Here is an 18,445-nt window from a genome sequence, read left to right as displayed (position 1 = left end):
GTTACGGGGTGAGGTCGACTGGGTCGCCCAGTCCGACGATTTCGCCGTCCTCATCGGCATCGCCGTCGAACTGCACCAGCCGCATCGTGTCGTTGCCGTTGTACTTGCCCGGCCCGAACGACAAGAACGGGATCTCCGGCAGCGATGCCTGGGAGAGCGAGTCCAGTCCGGCCTGGAAGGACTCGTTGGTCAGATGCGGTCCGGCCGCGGTAGCGATCTGGATGAACATCGATAAATCGCGGCACGCCAACACGGTGTAATTCCAGTAGTTGGGGTCTTCCTCGCTGTTCTCCACTCCCGGACCGGGACGCTCGAAGCGAGCGTCGGGAAGCGCGGCCATCACCACGTCGAGGCACTCCTGGGTCTCAGCGTCCACTGGGTCGGTGGCCAGATCGAGTCGCTCCGCCGAAGAGATGATGCCGTCCAGCGCCATCGGATCGATGCCCGAGGAGATCGCCGTGGTGAAGTTGGTGGAGTCGACCGCGGCCATCTGAATCCCCAGCTCGCCGTAGGTGATGAGGCCGGTGGCCGCCGCTCCAAAGATCACCATGCGGTCAATACCAGCGTCGGTCACCTGCTCTTGCATGATCTCGGTCTGACTCTCCATTGCGTCTTCGTCGAGGACGAGATCGTCGATGTTCATGGTGATGGCGATCTCCACGCCGGCGTCGGCGAAGGCTGCTTCCACAACATCACCCATTTGATTTTGAGTTTCGGAACCGTCGTAGTGGGCGCCCACCGCGTTAGCGCCGTCGAACCAGCCTCTGCGGGCCAGTTCGGCGATGAACATCTCCTCTCGGGCCGTTCCCTCAGTTCTGAAGCTGGCCAGAGGGGCCCTGGCCCGTTCCAGCAGCTCTCCTCGGGCATTTACCTGAGAGCCAATGTGGATGGTCTCGTGCTGCTCCGACACGCAGAAGTTGGCGTCGCCCCGCAGCCCGCCCAAAACCGCGAACACCTGGTGATCCTCGGTGAGCGTGATACAGGCGGCCAGCATCTCGTTGGGAAGGGCCGGGTTGAAGCCGGCGATGTAGGCCTCAAGGGAGCGCCCATAGATGCCGCCTTCGGCGTTCACCGCGCCAATCAGGGCATCCCACACCGGTTGAGGCTCGCCGAAGAAGCCGAAGCCGAACACGGATACGTCCCAGTATCCCACCCCGATGCGGATGGTGTTCTCGGTGACGCCCCGGAAGCTGGCGGTGAGCACGATCGGCGTGGGCTCGGGAGTGGGCTCAGGCTCAGGCTCGTCCTCTGCTGGCGGCTCATCGGGGGCTTCCGCGGCCGGCTCAGGCTCGTCTTCTGCCGGTGCTGGCTCATCGGGAGTTCCTGCGGCCGGTTCGGCCTCTGGCTCGGCCGCTGCCGCAGTGGGGGACTCTTCGGCGGCCGGCTCGTCCTCGCCGCCGCCCCCGGTGGTGCAGGCGGTGACGACCACCGCCAAGGCCAGTAGCAAAGCCAACAGTAAGGCCGACAACGTCCGTGGGTATCTCATCGCGTTCCCCCTGATCCCTTCGCCGTTGCGCTCAAAATATACCAGTGGTAGAAAACTTGTCCAGAAGATGTTGAGGAGCGGGTTTCATGGTTGATGTGAAAGCGTTGGTTGGCGCTCTGACGCTGGAAGAGAAGTGCCTCATGGTCGCAGGCCAGAGTGCCTGGATCATCCCTGGGTGTGAGCGTTTGGGCGTCCCCGACTGGTGCGTCAGCGATGGACCCGTCGGGGTGCGGGGCCGCACGATGGGACCGGGCCTGGTGGTGCCGGGTCCCTCCGCGCTGGCCGCCACTTGGAGCCCCGCCCTTGTCCATGAACTGGGCCAGGCTCTGGCCACCGAGGCCGTCGACCGGAGGGTCGACATGATCCTCGCCCCCACGGTCAATCTCCACCGTTCGCCCCGTGGTGGCCGCCACTTCGAGTCTTACAGCGAAGATCCCGAGCTGAGCTCCCGGATGGCTGTGGCCTACATCACCGGAGTCCAGTCGCAAGGGGTGGGGGCCTGCGTCAAGCATTTTGTGGCCAACGACCAGGAATTCGAGCGCCGCACCATCAACGTCGACGTCGACGAGCGCAGCCTGCGGGAGATCTACCTCCCCCCGTTCGAAGCCGCGGTCAAAGAGGCCGGGGTGCGAGCGGTCATGGGCGCTTACAACTTCGTCAACGGCCACCACGCCTGCGCCCAACCCGAATTGCTGGTAGGAGTGCTCAAGGATGAGTGGGGGTTCGACGGGCTGGTGGTGTCGGACTGGAGCGCCATCAAGGAGACCGTGGCCCCCGCCGTCCACGGGTTGGATCTGGAGATGCCCGGTCTCGGCCGGTGGTGGGGCAAAGGCAAGTTGCTAGAGGCGGTCGAGGCTGGACTGGTTGACGAAGCGCTGGTTGACGACAAGGTGCGCCGCATTGTCGGCTTTCTAGATTGGGCCGGACGTCTCGGCACTCCCACCGATCACGACGAGGCCAGCATCGAGCGTCCCGAGCATCGCACTTTGGCCCGGCGGGCGGCGGTCGAGGCAATGGTGCTGGTTCGCAACCGCGACGACACGTTGCCCTTGGCTCCCGACAAGACGATTGCCCTGATCGGGCCCGGGGTGGTGGACACTGCCGTGCTGGGCGGTGGGTCGGCCAGCCTTGTCCCCCATCGCACCACCACGGTGCTGAATTCGCTGGAGGAACGCCTGGGCGAGCGGTTGATCGGCCATGCCCCTGGTGTAGACATGCGCCGCAAGGCCGAGGCGGTGCCCAAGTCGTGGATTGCCGATGGCGTGCGCTTCGAGCTCTATGACGGCATCGGATTCGACGGTGAGCCGTTTGAAACCCTCACTCAGCCGCTGCCGTTCAACGTTTGGTATGGCGAGCTATGGCCGGAAGGTCTCGAAGCCATGTCGGTGCGGCTTGAGTTCACCATGACACCCGAGCAATCCGGCCGCCACCGATTCTGCGCCCTGGGCTTCGCCCACACCCGCTTATACGTGGACGGTGAATTGGTAGCCGATAACCACGTCGATGGGTTCAGCGCCGGCCTTGGACTGCACGGTGGCCACGGCTTCTTCGATCTCGAAGCCGGCAAGCCCTACCAGATCCGCCTTGATCACGTTCCCCCCGAAGGCGGTCAGTGGATCTCCATCGTTGACGTGGGCGTGGAGTTGGCCAATCTCGACCGGGAGACGGGCCTGGACGAGGCGGCCGCATTGGCCGCTCGGGCCGAAACCGCAATCGTGGTGGTCGGTTCCAACGCCGAGTGGGAGTCGGAGGGCGGCGATCGGGATTCGATTGAGCTGCCCAACCAGCAAGACGAGCTGGTGGAGCGGGTGCTCGACGCCAATCCCAACACTGTGGTGGTGCTCAACTGCGGCGCACCGATGACCCTGCCGTGGCTCGACCGGGCCAAAGCGGTGCTGCTGGCCTGGTACCCCGGCCAGGAGGCGGGCGAGGCCATCGCCGACGTGCTGATGGGCGACGCCGACCCCGGCGGGCGCATGCCCACCAGCTGGGCGTGGCGGGAGCAGGACACCCCGGCCTATCTCAACTATCCCGGAGAGGCCGGCGTGGTGCGCTACGGCGAGGGGATCTTCGTGGGCTACCGCTGGTACGACGCCCGGGGCATCGTCCCAATGGTCCCGTTCGGCCACGGCGGCTCCTACACCACCTTCGAATGGGGTGCGCCTGAAGTATCCGGCGAGGGCACCGATGTCACCGTTTCAGTCCCGGTCACCAACACCGGCGAGCGGGGAGGCAACGACGTGGTGCAGGTCTACGTCGCCCCGCCGGAGGGCGGAGTGCCCCGACCCCCCAAAGAGCTGGCCGGCTTCGCCAAGCTCACCTTTGCCCCCGGCGAGACTGGCACTGCGGAGATTGAGCTCAACGAGCGCTCCTTCGCCCGCTGGGACCCCGAGGCCCACTGCTGGACCGTGGACCCCGGCCGGTACCAACTTCTGGTGGCCGCCTCAGCCACCGACATCCGCTCAGCCGTAACCGTCGAGGTCTGAGGCTCGACTCTGCGAACGGCGGACCTGATGTCAGGCTTCGCGAAGGGCCTTCGTTACGAGTTGCATCATTTCCCGGGCCACCATGGGAGCGGCGTTCTGGTTCTGGCCAGTCACCAGGTTGCCGTCGACCACCCAGTGGTTGGCCAGGGTGTCGCGGAACCGGGTGGTGCTCTGGAAGATGGCCCCGGCTCGGCGCAGTTCGGTCTCGGGATGATGGGGAGTGCTCTCGATGCCGAGTTCGTGTACCTGCTTGTCGGTCACCCCGGTCACCCGCCGGTCCTTCACCAGCAGCTCACCGCTGGCCCCTTTGGCCCGCAGTAGGCCGAGCGGTCCGTGGCAGACGCCGCCGATCACCCGGCCAAGTCGATTGGCCTCGGTGACTTGGGTGCCGAGGTCCTCCGAGAAGCCGAAGTCGAAGGCCGCCCCCCATCCTCCAGCCAAGTACACGATGTCGTAGTCGGCCATGTCGAGATCACCGATGGCCAGCGACTCGGTGACCTTCTGGCGTAGGTCGTCATCGGCCATGAACCGGTCGTCGGCCTCGGTGCGGATCACCGGCTTCAGCGACTGGGGTTCGATGGGGATCTCGCCGCCGGACGGGCTGGCCACGTGTACCTCCATGCCCGCGTCCAAAAAGGCGTAGTAGGGCACGGTCATCTCGCTGGAGAACACTCCGGTGGGCTTACCGATGTCGAGCATGCCGTGGTTGGTGGCCACCACCAGGGCCCGGCGGCCGCTGAGGTCTGCCTCAAAGCGCCGGTCGTCTTCAGGGTGCATGCCGACCCGCTGAAGCGCCTTGCGCAGCAGGCGGGCGGGAGGTGGGGGATTTTTCTTCATTGGACCCTCCGAGGGGATGCGATCGACGTAAGGCCAGGGCTGATTGCGGTCGGGTACACACCGGGTCCGTTCGGCAGCCAATTGGCCGGCGAGGTGAGCGAAGACGGCTTCGAAAGCAGAGTCGGCGGCCAGGTTCTGGGCTTCGATCGGATCGGCATCGAGGTCGTACAGCTCCCACTGATCGGGGAGCGGCTCGAAGCGGTGGACCGGACCGGCCGGTCCGTTGGCAGCCAGGTGGCGGACGCCGGGCTCGGTCCAGGTGGCCGGGTCGTCGAAGCTCCGCACGACTTTCCACAAATGGCCCGAACCGCCGGCCGCGTCGGCATCAGGCACCCGGGCCACGAGACCCTCGAAGTTGGCGGCGACGTGGGCGGGCACCTGAATGCGCAGTGGTGCCGGCGGCTTCGCCGCCCGCAGCATTTGCCGAGCCATTGCGCTCAAATTCGAGTCGCCCTCGGGCATGTTGTCGCGGGTCAACAGATAGACCGCCCGATCGGCGTCGGGTGCCGAAGCGCCATCCACCACCGGCATGAGATTGCGACCGGGCAGGGGATGAACCTCGGTGTGGGTCTTGCCAAGCAACGCGGCGGTCGACTCCTGGTCGATGCCGGCCGCGGCCAACAGCGTGGGTACGAGATCGACATGGGAGGTGGGGGCATCGTCGACCTGGCGGCCTCCGGTCGCCTCAGGCCCGACCCGGGCGATGGTGAAAGGAATCCGGGTGGCCTCGTCGTACAGGTTGAACCACTTCTGGTGGAGCCCGCCGTGGGCCCCCAACAGCTCACCGTGGTCGGCCGTCCGCACCAGCACTGCGTTCTCTGATCCTTGGTCGGTGACGGCCCGGCGAACCCGGTCCAGTGGGCCGTCGACCTCGGCGTGAAGGCGGTAATAGAGATTGCGGTAAGCCTGGGCCCGCGTCCGATAGGCCCGGTCGATGAGAGGCGGCGGCCCGTAGCACGACAAATACGAAGCCCGAAAGGCGACTTGGGCGGCTGGCTTGGTCGAGAGGTTCTCGCCATCGGTCGGCGACCGCGGCACCGGTGGTGGATCCTCAACCCCGGCGGTGCGGGGGCTGCCCCGTCGCAGCCACCCGGGTGCGAACACGATGTCGTGGGGGTTCACGAAGCTGGCCACCAGTAAGAACGGCCGAGCGGCCTGCGGGTCGCCGGCACGGCGGCGGGCATACCGGTCTTCGAGCCAGGCCACTACCCGGTCGGCGATCAGCGGGTCGCGCACGAATCCGGTGTTGGCGAACGACGGACCGTGGGGCTCGGGGCCGATCCATCCTGAGAATCCAAACGCATCCAGGGGGTCGGCATCGAGGTAGGTCTGGACGGCCATCTGGTCGACCGCACCCTCGCTGTCGTTGGTGGCCAGGGCGTCGCCGGTTGCCGGGTTGAACAGGTCGGCGTGGCTCATGTGCCACTTGCCCTGATAGTGGGTGTCGTAGCCCGCGGCCCGGAACCAGTGGCCCAGCGTGGGCACCTCATCAGGGCGCAGCCACCGCATCCGGGAGTCGTTCCACATCTTCCCCAAGCCATCGGTCTGGGTCACACCGTGGACGTCGGGGTACTGCCCGGTGAACAGGGTGGGCCGGCTGGGCACACAGGCCAACGAGCCGGTGTAGTGGCGCATGAACGAGACCCCGTGGTCGTCGAACCACCGGGTGCCGACGAGGGTCTGACGACGCCATTCCCTCAGCTCATCGGACTCGTAGGGCGGCACCGCCCGCTCTTGATCAGTCATGATCACTACCACGTCAGGGCGATCGGTCATCGGTCCGCTCCTGCGGTTTTGGCCATGTGCCTATCGAGTCCGGCGAGCATGGTCTCCGATGCCTTGGCCAATCGCCGGGCCACAATCTCGGCGATCAACTGCTGAGGCGGTCTAGGCCCGGCGTTGACCCGGCTGGTCAGCGAAACCCGGGTCCCCCGTGTCGTTTCCCGCAACGACCAGGTGTTAGCCACCGATCGGATCACCGGCGGGAGACCTTCGATGGAGTAGGACAGCGTTACCCCCGGCGCCCAGTCGACGACCCGCTCCACCAGCGAGGAGCGGCCCACCTGCACCCGGCGCACAGTGCCGACGCCCTCAGCCTGCTCACTCATCAGACAAGAGTGTTCGACGTTGGATGCCCACCCGCTTATGGCGCCGAAGTCGGCCAGCACGGCCCACACCGCCCCCGGTTCGGCGGCTATGTCTCTGGTGCAGGTGATCTCGGCCATGACTTCTTCGTGGTCTTCCTATTGCCAGCTCTTATTGACGGGCCATCTCGGTGCGGGCCGCGGCCTCGACATCTGCGGCTGATTGCCTGCCGAGCTCGATGACCACCTCATGGATTTCTCCGGTGAATGGGAACGAACCCTCATAGCGCTGCGAGACCGGCGAACCATGATCGAATCCGATGCTGTCGCTCAGCAGGGAAATCGACCTCATCATGAGCGGCAGCTCGGCTCGACCGCAGACACTTCCATCGATGGCGACACTCACGACCCCGCTCGAACGGCTGGTGCGACGGAGGCTCACCGCCAAAGTGCTGCGGCCCTGGGGCACTGGCAGTTCGGACTCCAAGATGGTGCGATTCATGAAGGCGTTGTAGTCGACCACCAGCCGTTCGTTCTCCACAAACACCGATATCCCGGCGCTGGCGCTCCCCGAAGCCCAGATAACCCCGTCGTCTCCGGCGGCCCTGGTGATCTCCGCGGCCAAATCCCATGCCCTTCCCCCCGGGGACGGGGAGGCCGACGACGGTATCGGTGAGATCGGCGGCCGGTACACATACCGACGGCTGGTGGGGTGGGGCGAGCGGTCGTTCGGCCTCGCGGCGAACAGCTCGATCGTGCGGTCGTCCAATGGGAGAACTCCGTGGCGTTCGGCCTCCTCCCACCACAGGCCAATCAGCTCTTCCAATACCTTGGGCTGATCGTCAGCCAGGTCGAAACACTCGGAGGGATCGGAGGAAAGGTCGTAGAGCTCCCATCGATCGTCATCGAAGTCCTGGCCATGGATATGGCGGGTGACGGCCTTCCACCACTTGCCGTCCTGTTCCACCACTAGCGCCCGCGAGCCGAACATCTCGAAGTACTGGAGTCTGTTGGTTGCCGGGGCGGCGGCGTCGCCCAGCACCGTGGCGAACGAGTGGCCGGTGACCGGGAGCTGCTCATAGCCGTTCAACGTGTTGGGCGGCGCGATCCCCAGCAGGTCGTACAGCGTCGGTGCCAGATCGGAAACGTTGATGAACTGGCGGCGCTTGGTGCCGCACTGGTCAGCCGCGATGCCGTCGGGCCAGTGGACGATCAACGGGACGTGGACGCCGCCCTCGTGGGTGTTCTGCTTGTACCACTTGAACGGCGAGTTGCCGCACTGGGCCCAACCCCAGGGGTAGTTGGTATGGCTGTGAGGACTGCCTATTTCGTCAAGGCGCTCGATGGCCTCATCGGGGTCTTCGAGTATGCCGGTGAAGAACTTCATCTCGTGCAAGACACCGAATGGCCCGCCCTCTTGGGAGGCGCCGTTGTCGGCCAGCACCACCAGGATGGTGTTGTCGAGTTGGCCAATGTCGCGCAGGCCGTCCACAAAGCGCCCGATCTGGTCGTCGGTGTGGTCGAGAAAAGCGGCAAAGGCCTCTTGGAGTCGGCAGGCCAGCAGTCTCTGATTCTCCGGCAGGCTGTCCCAGGGCTCTACCCCGTCATTTCGGGGAGCCAGCTCGGTGCCCGGCGGTATCACACCTGACTCGAGCTGCCGCTGGTACCAGCGCTGTCGTACCACGTCCCAGCCCTCGTCGTAGCGGCCGCGATACTTCTCCAGGTATGCGGGCGGGGCTTGATGGGGGGCGTGGGTGGCGCCGAAGGGCAGATAGGCAAAGAAGGGGCGGTCGGGTCGAACACCCTTGCTGTCCCGGATCATCTGGAGCAGTTGATCCACCAGGTCTTCGCTCAGGTGATAGCCGTCTTCGGGGCCCGCCGGTGGGTCGATGTGGTGGTTGTCGACTACGAGTTCCGGGTGGAACTGATCGGTCTCACCTTCCAAGAACCCGTAAAAGCGGTCGAACCCCCGACCCAGGGGCCACTGGTCGAACGGGCCAGCCGCCGATGCGTCCTGGGACGGCGCCAGGTGCCACTTGCCTGCGCAGAACGTGGCGTAGCCCTCCGCTCTGAGAACCTCGGCCAGTGTGGCGGCGTGGTTGGTGATGTGGCCGAGCTGGTGGGGGAAGCCAGTGCAGTGGTTCGACACCGACCGCATTCCCACCGTGTGCTGCGAGCGGCCGGTCAGAAGCGATGCCCGGGTGGGAGAGCACAGAGGGGTGACGTGGAAGTTGGTGAACTGGAGTCCGTCGGCGGCCAGCCGGTCCACGTTGGCGGTGTCGATGTCGGAGCCGTAGCAGCCGAATTGGGCGAAGCCGGTGTCATCGAGCAGCACGACGACCACGTTGGGCGCATCCTCGCCGGGGTGGGGTGGCTCCTCGAAGAACGGCTCGGAATCGGCCAGGGTCTTGCCAATCACGCCGGGGAACGGACGTCTGGTCGAAGAGTCAGCCATGAGCGTCGCTCTGTGCTGTGGTGACCGTGGTCAGGTCGTCGCCGATCACGATCTCGCCGGCGAAGTGCTCAGCGGCCCGGGCGATCCATTCGGGGTACTGCTCGGCGGTGGGGGCGGGCACCATGTGGGTCAATACCAGGCGCCGGGCGCCGACTCGGGCCGCGGTCTGGGCCGCCTCCACCACGCCGGAGTGATAGTCGAGGATGTCTTGGACCATGTCGTTGGGGATGAGCTCCACCAGATCCCGGCGAATCACCGTCTGCACGTAAGCATCGACGTCGGCGGCCAGAGCGTCCACGCCCGGGCAGGGAAGGGTGTCGCCCACCAATGCCACCGTCGTGCCGTTGTGCTCAAGGCGGTAGCCGATGGTGGGCCTTGCCGGCGCGTGGACCGTGGCCGCGGTGGACACCTGCACGTCGTTGACCGCGAACTGATCGTCCGGCTCCACCTCGGTGACCTCCACATTCGGACCCCTGGTGAGGACATCGTGGTGCTCAATGCGGTAGCCGATGTCGGCTTCCAGAGCATGGAGTTGGCGTTCCACGAACGGGGCGGTGCCCGGTGGCCCGAACACCGGAAGCGCAACGTTGCCCTGAGTCATGATCCAGTGCGTGGTGATGACATCGTTGAGATCGCAGATGTGATCGCTGTGCAAGTGGGTCACCAAGACGGCAGCCAAGAACGCCGGCAGCGAACCTCCCCCGGCCATGCGCATCACCACCCCTCGACCGGCATCGACCAGGATGTGGGTGTCGCCCGCCTTCACCAGCGTGGATGGACCGGCCCGATTGGCATCGGGCAACGGGGATCCGGTTCCCGTCAACACGATTTCCATCTCTCGCTCCTTTGCTGTGCGTGGATCGTCTGGCTCGAGGAGCGCCGGTGGATCCTCTGGGCGGTCAAGACGTCATGCCGCCCAGGCCCACCAGGCCCCGAGCCAGCTCGATCTCGCCCATGTGGCGCAACCCGTGTTGGTAGTGCCAGCACTCGAAGGCGTCGAGCACGGTGATGCCCTGGGGGCCAGCGCACATCGCACTGTAGGTGCTGGCGATCTGGGGCGGATAGGGCGGGGCGACGATGACCCGCTCGAAATCGGCGGGATCCATGTGCTCGATGTAGGCCTCAGTCCGGTTGAACACCGTCCGCTGGTACTCCTTGAACGCCTCGAAGTCGCCGATGCGCTGGTGGATCATGTCGCTGACCGGCCGCTCCTTGCCGTGGTCGTTTATGGCCATCTGCACTCGGGCTTGCCAATCGTCATTCCAGATGGGCAGTTCACCGGAGATACCCATGAAGGTGGCGTCCTGCATGTTGGTGTAGTGGAAAAGCGAGAACGCGATGGGCAGTACCCCTTCCCGTTCGAAGTGGTTCACGTGATGCAGCTCCATGGTGCTCACCGCTTGGTAGTAGAGCGAGTGCATGGTTCGCATGCGGCGCAAGAGCGAGTCTTGGATGAGGTTCAGCGTGTCGACGTTGCCCATGGCGGTTCCCTGGTCGTTCGTAGCGATCATTTGCCAGTATTACCCGCAAAACTTAGGCTGTCGGCTCATGACCTCGCAACCTTCGCAGGTCCGCCTGGTGGCCTACCCCTACGGGATTCCCGGCGACGATGTCTGGGAGTTCACCCACGATGCTCCGCCCGAGTTGTCCGATGGCGAAATCGAGGTGGATGTGCAGCTGATCTCCATTGATCCGGGGATGAAGGGGTGGGCGACACCCATGCGGAGCTACATCGAACCAGTGGCCTTGGGCGACGTCATGCGGGCGTTCGGAATTGGGCCGGTCGTGCGCAGCGCCAGCGATTTCTTCTCGGAGGGCGATGTAGTCTCCGGGTTCACTGGCGTGCAGACCCGTGCGGTGGTGGCCGCCCGCTCCATGCGCCCGATCGACATGGCGCTGGGACCGATCGAGCACCATATGAGCGTTTTGGGCATGACCGGATTCACCGGTTACTTCGGCATGCTGGATCTGGGGCGTCCTGAGGCCACCGACACCGTGGTGGTGTCGGCCGCATCTGGGGCCGTTGGCAGCGTGGCGGCCCAGATCGCCAAACGGCAGGGGGCGCGGGTCGTCGGCATCGCCGGCGGTCCGGCCAAGTGCGCATACCTGCTTGATGAACTGGGCCTCGATGCCGCCATCGACTACAAGTCGACGACCCAATCGGTGGTCGACGGATTGCGGGACGCCGCGCCCGGCGGGGTCGATGTGTACTTCGACAACGTGGGCGGCGAGATCCTTGGCGCGGTGTTGGGGCACATCAACCGACACGCCCGCATTGTGCTCTGCGGGGGAATCTCGCAGTACGGGGATATGGCCAACGCCACCGGACCCGACAACTACCTTCAGCTCATCACCAAGAGCGGTCGCATGATGGGGTTCACCATGCTCGACTACCTCCATCGCATCCCCGAGGCCGTGACCGATTTGGCCGAGTGGGTGGCCGATGGCTCAGTGAAGCATCGCCAGCACATCATCGACGGAATCGAGAACTTCCCCGAGGGCTTCCGCATGCTGTTTCGCGGCGAAAACCAGGGCAAGCTCTTGCTGCGGCCCTGACGGCCCCACCCATCTTCGAGGATTAACGCCTCGCGCCCCACAAGTTTTGTTCAGTGCCTCCCGTAGACTGATACGCCATGTCTCAGCAGCCTCAACCGCGCGCCATTGTGTACGTCGATGGCTTCAACTTCTATTACGGAGCCCTCAAAGGCAATTCGGATCTGAAGTGGCTCGACTACCGCAAGTTGGCCAGTCGTTTGCTGCGGGGGCACCACGTCGGTGCTGTCAAGTACTTCACAGCCCGAGTTCAGGATCGGCCTGATGACCCTGGACTAGCTCAGCGGCAGGACGTTTACATTCGCGCCCTCAAAGAGCATGCCAGAGCCGAAGTCCACCTGGGTCAATTCAAGCACAGGGAGAAGAATCTGCCCCTTGCCCGCGAACACCGTAAGGGGAAGATCAAGATGGCTCGCGTGGTACACACGGAGGAGAAGGGATCAGACGTCTCCCTTGGCGCGCATTTGGTGCGGGATGCCTGCCACAAGAACATGGATGTCGCGTTGGTCTTGTCGAACGACAGCGATCTCCAGACTCCGGTCACGATGGCCGAAGAGGAGGGAATAGTTGTCATCACGGTCAACCCCCACAAGCAGACCCAGCAGCCGAGACGCTTGTTAAGCGGTGATAAGCGGACATTGAGCCGGAAGCTGATTGAGCGATGCCAGCTGCCCGACCCGGTGACTACCCGGGCAGGCAAATTGATCCACAAGCCCAAAGAATGGAAGGCCTAGCGCGCAAAAGTCCGCCGAAGCGGACTTCTGCTGGGCCTAGCCCCTTGACAGAGAACTAGGTGGTTCGCCTTCATTTTAGGGACTCAGATGGATTTTTCAAGCCATTCTGTGCGCAACTTCGCCCTGTTGCCTCTGGCTGAGTTGTTCGAATTGCGGTTCATTGAGCAGGTTTCACTGCCAAGCGGATGCGGGCACCGTTCAACGGCTCCGCCCGCTATTGCCGATCTCCTCTGCGTACAGGAAATCACCGTGGATGGTGGGGCCGGTTCCCGAAGACTCAGTCAGCGCCTCGATATCAATTTCTGCTGTCCTAGCGGCGCTGTGCCTCACACGGTCCAAGCGCTTCCATTCCGCGCTGGTACTGGTCATGCGAAGTGCCATGTGGTGATTCCCGTTGAAAGACCTGGCGAACGCCCAGACCTCGTCGAAGCCCTTCATGTCGAATCTGGTATTGATGTCCGAGTACCGTTCGCCGTCACCGTCCAAGACGCTGTTGCATACTTCCTCTAGCTGTTGGGAGGCGCGCGATCCGTCGAGGGCCGCTACCAACCAGGCGGCACCCTGCCCGTGTGAGTCCTTCTGATCGATGCAGTCCTGTACCGCTTCCACCAAGTGGTCAACCCCTTCAAGGCACAGGGCGTAGCTTGTGCCAGCCCATGTCTTTACCAGGCCTGGCCCGCTGCTGACAGGCTCAGGCGTTCGCCAAACGCTGATGCGCCGCCTTAGCGATCGGGGTCTACCGGAATCGAAGACAACCTGGGCGTTGCGGAGTAGCTGCTTCGCCCGAGTACCCATCGCCTCCGCAGTGCCGCCAGCCGATTCGGCGTCGACCAGCAACGGAATAATCGTCTCGTCAACCAGGGCTTTGAATAGCTCGGAGGTCTCCGCAGTCGGTTCGCTTGCCGCCGGGTCGTTTATCCTCACTTCCCACCGGCACTTGAGATACCGCGACGGGAACTCCTTCCCATCGGCAGAGAACAGGTGATGGGAAGCCGAGTAGGTATGCATTCTGACCTCGGTGAGCACCTTTTGACCCGTCGTTAGCTCTAGCCTCAAGTCCGGGGTGCGCACACCTTTTTTCTTGCCGGCTTCCAACCACTCAAATGCCGCTACCACGCCCCAGCCGCAAAGCACTTCAAGTGCTTCCCGCTCCTCGACTTTCTGCCCCGACCTGGCCATCTCCAAATCATATTTTCCGCATCTGTCCAGTCCCTCCGGAATAAACGGCCTTACAAGCAAAAATGAGCTGGATGCGGTTCCTAGCAGGGCCCCCGTGGGGTTTTCTTCTGGCCGGGTGGTGTTGCCCTTCGTGAGCCGGCCAGCCTCCCGCTGTGATCGACAGACCGTTGTCCCGCATTCCAACTGCCAAACAGCAGATTGCAACGCAGCACCTGCCTGTGAGGTGAAAGGGTGACCGATTCCGGACTAGCTCGCCCGCAGGTAAGCGGGTTCGAGCGTGGCCAGAGGGTCAGGCTGCCGGGCGGCACGGGTATCGAGACGGTCGAAGCGGCCATTCCGAGAGCCGATGTCGGCTGGGACTTGTTCATCGTAGACGGCTCCAATCCGGGCGGATACCGGATGGAGAGCTTCACGGTGGCTGAGGCGGAGCAGGTTGTGGTGGTCGAAGAGAATGGCGCTGCCCCGCCAAAGAGGGTTATCGCCGGTTTGTGGGCTGAGTGGATGCTGAATTCGGCCCGGTCCGCCCGGTCGACGGTGCTGGCGTCTGTGCCGCTTCGGCCGTTCCCGCATCAGATGGAGGCAGTGTACGATCGCATGCTCCGTCAGCCGCTCTTACGGTTCTTGTTGGCCGACGAACCTGGGACGGGCAAGACGATCATGTCAGGTTTGTGGCTTCGCGAGTCGCAAAGTCTCGGCCGGGTCAAGCGTTGCCTTGTGGTCTGCCCCGCCCATCTGGTCATCAAATGACTGCGGGAGCTCCCTGGCCAATGGCATCCCGGTCGATCACCCCGCGGGACGCCACTTTGGCCAAGTGCCAGCTCCCGTCGATCAGAGCCCTCTTCAGGTCATCCCTCAACGAGCCGCCGAGCTCGGCGGCAATGGCAGAAACGACATCGACCAGAGGGTTGTTGGTGTAGCTCTGCTGCCAGGCATTGAACTCAACGACAGGGACGCTTCGGCCGCGTAGCACCGCGGCGCACATCTTGACGAAAGCGGTCTTGCCCGATCCCCACGGCCCGTCGATCGACACCACGCCATGACCGTCCACCCGTTGCATCACATCGCACAAAGCCCTGACCTGAGGGGCTCGATTGAGCCGGTCCCGAAGATACGGGGCACCGGGCGCAGCGGTGAACTCAGAAGGGGCAATTCGCATCCGGCCAATGTAGAAGAACAAGGCGACATGGCTGACACCCGGCCATCCCCCATCCAGAAGACCTACGACAACGGCACCGGCGGGCCACCTGCCGTGGCGCCGACTTGGCCAGAGGGGGCTACAAATCTGGGGCAATCGTTTGGTCGAGCAGAGATACGACCGCTCTCTCTATTTCTTGGCCGAGCTCATTTTCGGCCAGTTGTTTGCGGATTTTCGCCCGCATTGCTCCGTGCGCCTTCGAGGGTCTGATGTCCAGGCTGGCGACGAAGTGCTCGGCTTGGTCTCCAAGGTCAGCGAGGCTCATGTGGAGTTCGTCTTCGGCGTTGTAGAGCGGTATGGGCAGTCTCCAAAGGTAGGAGTTGATGTGTCGTCCTCCGCCCTTTCCTGAAGTCATGAAGGGTTCTACTGCCTTGGTAACGGCCACGCTGTTGAGGACGGCGCACAGGTATTGGGCTTCTTCGGTTGTTCGTGCGGCAGCCCAGTTGAGTTGATGTTCCACGATGGCTTGCTCGTCGACGACGCGGCAGGCCGTTACGTGCATTCCAGAGGCGCCGTAGACCACGCGGATGGGGGCAAGAGGGAACTGGGAGGTCAGCTTGTGGTAGTGGTTGATGTTCTCGTCGAGGGTCTGTTCGCCTTTGCCGTGTTGGTCCCACAGCGGGCGGGCTTCGTGCCACCAGCGCTTTAGTCCTTGATGGTCGTCGATTTCTTCATTCCGCATAATTTTGCCCTTGCGCAGCGGAAGGACTGCTTCAAGGGGGGTTCGCTGCCAAAAGGGCATGACCGATTCGCCGAGCAGCACTTGGTGGATGAACTGCGATTCGATGACTCCTTTAAGGGCGTCAATCTCCTTCCATGGATCGTTCTCGTAGATGCCTCTAGAAGAGCGCACTGGTCTGCGACCCTCGCCGACGCCGAGCGGTGGTTCTTGATCGAGTTCTACCATGATCAACATCCGTGGGGTGAGGTTGGCGCCGTTGGCGAAGCGCGCCTTGTAGGGCGATTCAATCTCGTCGTCGATGTCGATGCTGACCCGCTCGCCAAATTCTCGCTCGATGGACTCTTGCACCTCGGCCCACGGGGCGCCTGGGTCGAGCAGGTTGCCAGACCACCGCTCCACCTCATCTGGCAGCGCAGTGTGCTGGTCAGAGCGCCTGCCGAAGGCGACGCATGCGGTGCGGGGGAAGAACCGGTGGCTAATTGGAGAGATATCCCAGGCGGGGTCGAACTCCACGAGGGTGTGGCCTCCTTTGCTGAGGGGAAACACTCCGGATCGGAACCCTGAGGACTGCCCGCGGGTAAGCACGCCCGCGGGCATCACAAACGCGAACCGCCCTCCTGGAGCGAGATACTGTTCCACGGATCGGGCGACGAACAGATCCGCGAGATCTTGGTGAGTGGCGACGTTCCCGCCCGACCACAGCTTTCGCTCCTTGGCCATCAGTTGGAACACGACTTTCATGGCATCGGTCATATGCCGATACGCCAGCCACGGCGGATTTCCCACCAGAACAGTTCGCCGGTTCTCCTTGCGGGCCAGCCAGGCGGGCCGGGCCAGATTCCTCACGTAGTAGCCCCAAATGTGGTCGCGGCGTTCGTCATGCAGGCGGCACATTGTCTTGAATGTCGCCTCAACGGTGTCCAGGTCGGCCCCGGAAAGACCGTGGCGCTTAGCGATCCCAGCGATTGACGGAGCGTCTTTGCCCCGCTCCCGATCTGTGGCCATCTCGGCCATGTCAGCCACCAAGGCATCGAACGTGTCGGCGTCGTCTAGGAGCCGTTGTGGGAATCGGAGCTGATCGGCGAACATCTCCGCCCCGTCGTCGGTGCTGACGTTGAGCGTCTCGGACGCGAAGATGTCGCCGCGCTGGCCCCATTGAACGCTGTCACCCAGGAACACCGGGACCCGCAACGGCCGCCTGTCCGGCGCCGATAGCCGCACTGTGCCAATGGCCAGCAGATAGGTCACGCGGGCCAGGGTCACAGCGACGGGATGGACGTCCACACCGAAGACATGCGACGAGACGCCGGCGACGGCATCGCCATTGGACACTCCGGCCTTTTCGGCCGCCTCCAGATATCGCCGGACAGCGTGGAAAAGGAAAGTTCCCGATCCGCAGGCCGGGTCCATCACCGTCTCGGTGAGTGGATCGTCGACGACTTGCTCGGTGATGGCCTCCGCCAAGAAGTCCGGCGTGTAGTACTCGCCGAGGCGCCTGCGGGTCTCGACGGTGATAACGGACTCATAGATTGTCTTCATCACATCGTGGGTGACGGTTCCCCAGTCGAATTGCTCGAGCCTGCGAGCAAGAGAGGCAACCCATCGGCGCCCCGCGTCTCCGCAGTCCAGCGGCCAGTCGAAGAAGTCCTGCTCGACAACTCCGTGAATCTGGGACTCGTGCGAAAGAAGGTCGCCGCCGAGCAGGGTCGCTGGGGACAGATGGGAGATCGGATAGCCCAAAACGGCGTGTGCGACGCATTCCGCGGTGGCCACCAGCAGGGTGTGCTCGATGAATAAGTCCTCTTCGTCGGCGCTGAACTGGGTGCCCAGCGCTGTGGTAAGCAGCTTGGCCCACAGCTCCCGCTTGATCGCCACCTCCGGTTGACCTCGGTGGGCATCGTAGAGAACGCGCAATGCTGCGCGTTCAAGTTCGTGGCCGGGGCTGGCTGCCCCGATCCGGTCGGCTATTGCTTGCCTGGTCGGTTCCACCCGCTCCTCTGTGGTCAGCACCGAGGAGAGCCAGGTCACCAGCGCTTCCACGTTGGGCGCCGTCGCATCCACGTGATGCTCCGCGACGGCCACCAGCCCATCTTCGGTGTGGTGGAACAGATGCCAGTCACGCCCATCTGTGACGATGCCCACGTACTGTTGGGCGAGACTTCGGCTCCGCATCTCCACATAGCCGGCCAACTGGTCAGCGGCGTTGCCCAACGCGCCCGCCGGCGCCAGGTTCCGCTTCACCTCGATGACAGTGCAGCCCATCTCGATGTCGATTCGGCGGCGGTCGGCGAGCTGTGCTTCCAAATCAACGTCCAGGATGTCGCCTTCGGTGAGATTCAACCCCGACGCCAACAGCAACATTCGAACATCGGCCTGGACAGTCGCCTCCGTACGGCCACGGCGAGCACGATTCGCCAACCGCGAGACCAATTCGCCCAGATCGATATGGCCATCCAAACCCATAAATCGACTCTAGGCTAAGGCCTGCGGCTCCACCGGTTGCGTAGTTCCAGAGTTGGGAACTCGGGCGGGTAGGCGTATGACTCGCAGGTGTCGAGGCGCACTCCAGCGAAGGAGAAAATACGCTCATTCTTCGTCGATACTTCAAGGTCAACCGAGACGCAGCGAGATTATCTTGCCAATTGGCGCTGAACTCCTATGTCTTCTTCAGGAACTGCTTTCCGGCACGACGGGCATGTTAGATGCTCTATCAAAAGAAAGTCAGGGCCAGCGACCAGGAGACTGTCATCCTCT

At 63.7% G+C, this 18,445-nt stretch carries 13 protein-coding genes and 1 pseudogene; 4 read left to right on the top strand and 10 right to left on the bottom strand.

Annotated elements, in window-relative coordinates; translation table 11 throughout:
* Position 1: 1 nt before the first annotated feature.
* Entirely contained in the window at positions 2-1,486 is a 1,485-nt protein-coding gene (locus ACOGXH_RS15145) for a hypothetical protein (RefSeq protein ID WP_419929919.1), read from the bottom strand.
* An 86-nt stretch (positions 1,487-1,572) separates the two neighbouring features.
* On the opposite strand from ACOGXH_RS15145, the gene ACOGXH_RS15140 reads away from it, so the two are divergent.
* A complete protein-coding gene (locus ACOGXH_RS15140) occupies positions 1,573-3,972 on the top strand; it encodes a glycoside hydrolase family 3 protein (protein WP_419929918.1) in 2,400 nt (799 codons plus the stop codon).
* Between the two features lie 30 nt (positions 3,973-4,002).
* On the opposite strand, the gene ACOGXH_RS15135 is transcribed toward ACOGXH_RS15140, so the two are convergent.
* The 6 genes and pseudogenes from ACOGXH_RS15135 to ACOGXH_RS15110 form a co-directional block, all read right to left on the bottom strand.
* Positions 4,003-4,671, bottom strand: coding sequence for a type 1 glutamine amidotransferase domain-containing protein (locus tag ACOGXH_RS15135; RefSeq protein ID WP_419930388.1), 669 nt, complete (start codon positions 4,669-4,671; stop codon positions 4,003-4,005).
* 141 nt (positions 4,672-4,812) lie between these two features.
* Positions 4,813-6,585 (bottom strand): annotated as a pseudogene (locus tag ACOGXH_RS15130) (sulfatase-like hydrolase/transferase); the annotation flags it as partial.
* Positions 6,582-7,034: an SRPBCC family protein gene (locus tag ACOGXH_RS15125; RefSeq protein ID WP_419929917.1), complete on the bottom strand. Its 453-nt coding sequence runs from the start codon at positions 7,032-7,034 to the stop codon at positions 6,582-6,584. The gene ACOGXH_RS15125 and the pseudogene ACOGXH_RS15130, both read right to left, overlap by 4 nt.
* A gap of 31 nt (positions 7,035-7,065) precedes the next feature.
* Entirely contained in the window at positions 7,066-9,348 is a 2,283-nt protein-coding gene (locus ACOGXH_RS15120) for an arylsulfatase (RefSeq protein WP_419929916.1), read from the bottom strand.
* Positions 9,341-10,183: an MBL fold metallo-hydrolase gene (locus ACOGXH_RS15115; RefSeq protein WP_419929915.1), complete on the bottom strand. Its 843-nt coding sequence runs from the start codon at positions 10,181-10,183 to the stop codon at positions 9,341-9,343. Before ACOGXH_RS15115 ends, ACOGXH_RS15120 begins: the two co-directional genes overlap by 8 nt.
* Positions 10,184-10,247: 64 nt before the next feature.
* Positions 10,248-10,859: a DinB family protein gene (locus tag ACOGXH_RS15110; RefSeq protein WP_419929914.1), complete on the bottom strand. Its 612-nt coding sequence runs from the start codon at positions 10,857-10,859 to the stop codon at positions 10,248-10,250.
* Between the two features lie 37 nt (positions 10,860-10,896).
* Between ACOGXH_RS15110 and ACOGXH_RS15105 the strand changes: the two genes are divergently transcribed.
* The gene (locus tag ACOGXH_RS15105; protein WP_419929913.1) at positions 10,897-11,904 is read left to right on the top strand and encodes an NADP-dependent oxidoreductase; all 1,008 of its coding nucleotides are present in this window, start codon (positions 10,897-10,899) and stop codon (positions 11,902-11,904) included.
* A gap of 77 nt (positions 11,905-11,981) precedes the next feature.
* A complete protein-coding gene (locus ACOGXH_RS15100) occupies positions 11,982-12,635 on the top strand; it encodes an NYN domain-containing protein (protein WP_419929912.1) in 654 nt (217 codons plus the stop codon).
* Between the two features lie 198 nt (positions 12,636-12,833).
* On the opposite strand, the gene ACOGXH_RS15095 is transcribed toward ACOGXH_RS15100, so the two are convergent.
* Positions 12,834-13,814 (bottom strand): hypothetical protein, encoded by a 981-nt coding sequence (locus tag ACOGXH_RS15095; protein WP_419929911.1) that lies wholly within the window; start codon positions 13,812-13,814, stop codon positions 12,834-12,836.
* A 231-nt stretch (positions 13,815-14,045) separates the two neighbouring features.
* On the opposite strand from ACOGXH_RS15095, the gene ACOGXH_RS15090 reads away from it, so the two are divergent.
* A complete protein-coding gene (locus ACOGXH_RS15090) occupies positions 14,046-14,561 on the top strand; it encodes a hypothetical protein (protein WP_419929910.1) in 516 nt (171 codons plus the stop codon).
* Here ACOGXH_RS15090 and ACOGXH_RS15085 read toward each other — a convergent pair.
* Positions 14,554-14,970 carry a P-loop NTPase fold protein gene (locus ACOGXH_RS15085; protein WP_419929909.1) on the bottom strand — a complete coding sequence of 139 codons (417 nt, stop codon included), beginning with the start codon at positions 14,968-14,970 and terminating at the stop codon, positions 14,554-14,556. The genes ACOGXH_RS15090 and ACOGXH_RS15085 overlap by 8 nt on opposite strands.
* A 118-nt stretch (positions 14,971-15,088) precedes the next feature.
* Complete coding sequence (locus tag ACOGXH_RS15080) at positions 15,089-18,043, bottom strand: N-6 DNA methylase (RefSeq protein ID WP_419929908.1); 2,955 nt, start codon at positions 18,041-18,043, stop codon at positions 15,089-15,091.
* Positions 18,044-18,445: the final 402 nt, after the last annotated feature.

The sequence above is a fragment of the Candidatus Poriferisocius sp. genome, from assembly GCF_965208355.1.
In the GTDB taxonomy this organism is placed as follows: Bacteria; Actinomycetota; Acidimicrobiia; order Acidimicrobiales; family Bin134; genus Poriferisocius.
The sequence above is the reverse complement of the archived record's forward strand: the minus strand, read 5'-3'. Positions and strand labels throughout refer to the sequence as shown.

What these genes read in the sequence shown, in the direction of transcription:
- ACOGXH_RS15120 (WP_419929916.1), bottom strand. Translation starts at nt 9,348, where the DNA reads ATGGCTGACTCTTCGACCAGACGTCCGTTCCCCGGCGTGATTGGCAAG.
- ACOGXH_RS15100 (WP_419929912.1), top strand. Translation starts at nt 11,982, where the DNA reads ATGTCTCAGCAGCCTCAACCGCGCGCCATTGTGTACGTCGATGGCTTC.
- ACOGXH_RS15095 (WP_419929911.1), bottom strand. Translation starts at nt 13,814, where the DNA reads ATGGCCAGGTCGGGGCAGAAAGTCGAGGAGCGGGAAGCACTTGAAGTG.
- ACOGXH_RS15140 (WP_419929918.1), top strand. Translation starts at nt 1,573, where the DNA reads ATGGTTGATGTGAAAGCGTTGGTTGGCGCTCTGACGCTGGAAGAGAAG.
- ACOGXH_RS15105 (WP_419929913.1), top strand. Translation starts at nt 10,897, where the DNA reads ATGACCTCGCAACCTTCGCAGGTCCGCCTGGTGGCCTACCCCTACGGG.
- ACOGXH_RS15085 (WP_419929909.1), bottom strand. Translation starts at nt 14,970, where the DNA reads ATGCGAATTGCCCCTTCTGAGTTCACCGCTGCGCCCGGTGCCCCGTAT.
- ACOGXH_RS15115 (WP_419929915.1), bottom strand. Translation starts at nt 10,183, where the DNA reads ATGGAAATCGTGTTGACGGGAACCGGATCCCCGTTGCCCGATGCCAAT.
- ACOGXH_RS15125 (WP_419929917.1), bottom strand. Translation starts at nt 7,034, where the DNA reads ATGGCCGAGATCACCTGCACCAGAGACATAGCCGCCGAACCGGGGGCG.
- ACOGXH_RS15145 (WP_419929919.1), bottom strand. Translation starts at nt 1,486, where the DNA reads ATGAGATACCCACGGACGTTGTCGGCCTTACTGTTGGCTTTGCTACTG.
- ACOGXH_RS15110 (WP_419929914.1), bottom strand. Translation starts at nt 10,859, where the DNA reads ATGATCGCTACGAACGACCAGGGAACCGCCATGGGCAACGTCGACACG.
- ACOGXH_RS15135 (WP_419930388.1), bottom strand. Translation starts at nt 4,671, where the DNA reads ATGCTCGACATCGGTAAGCCCACCGGAGTGTTCTCCAGCGAGATGACC.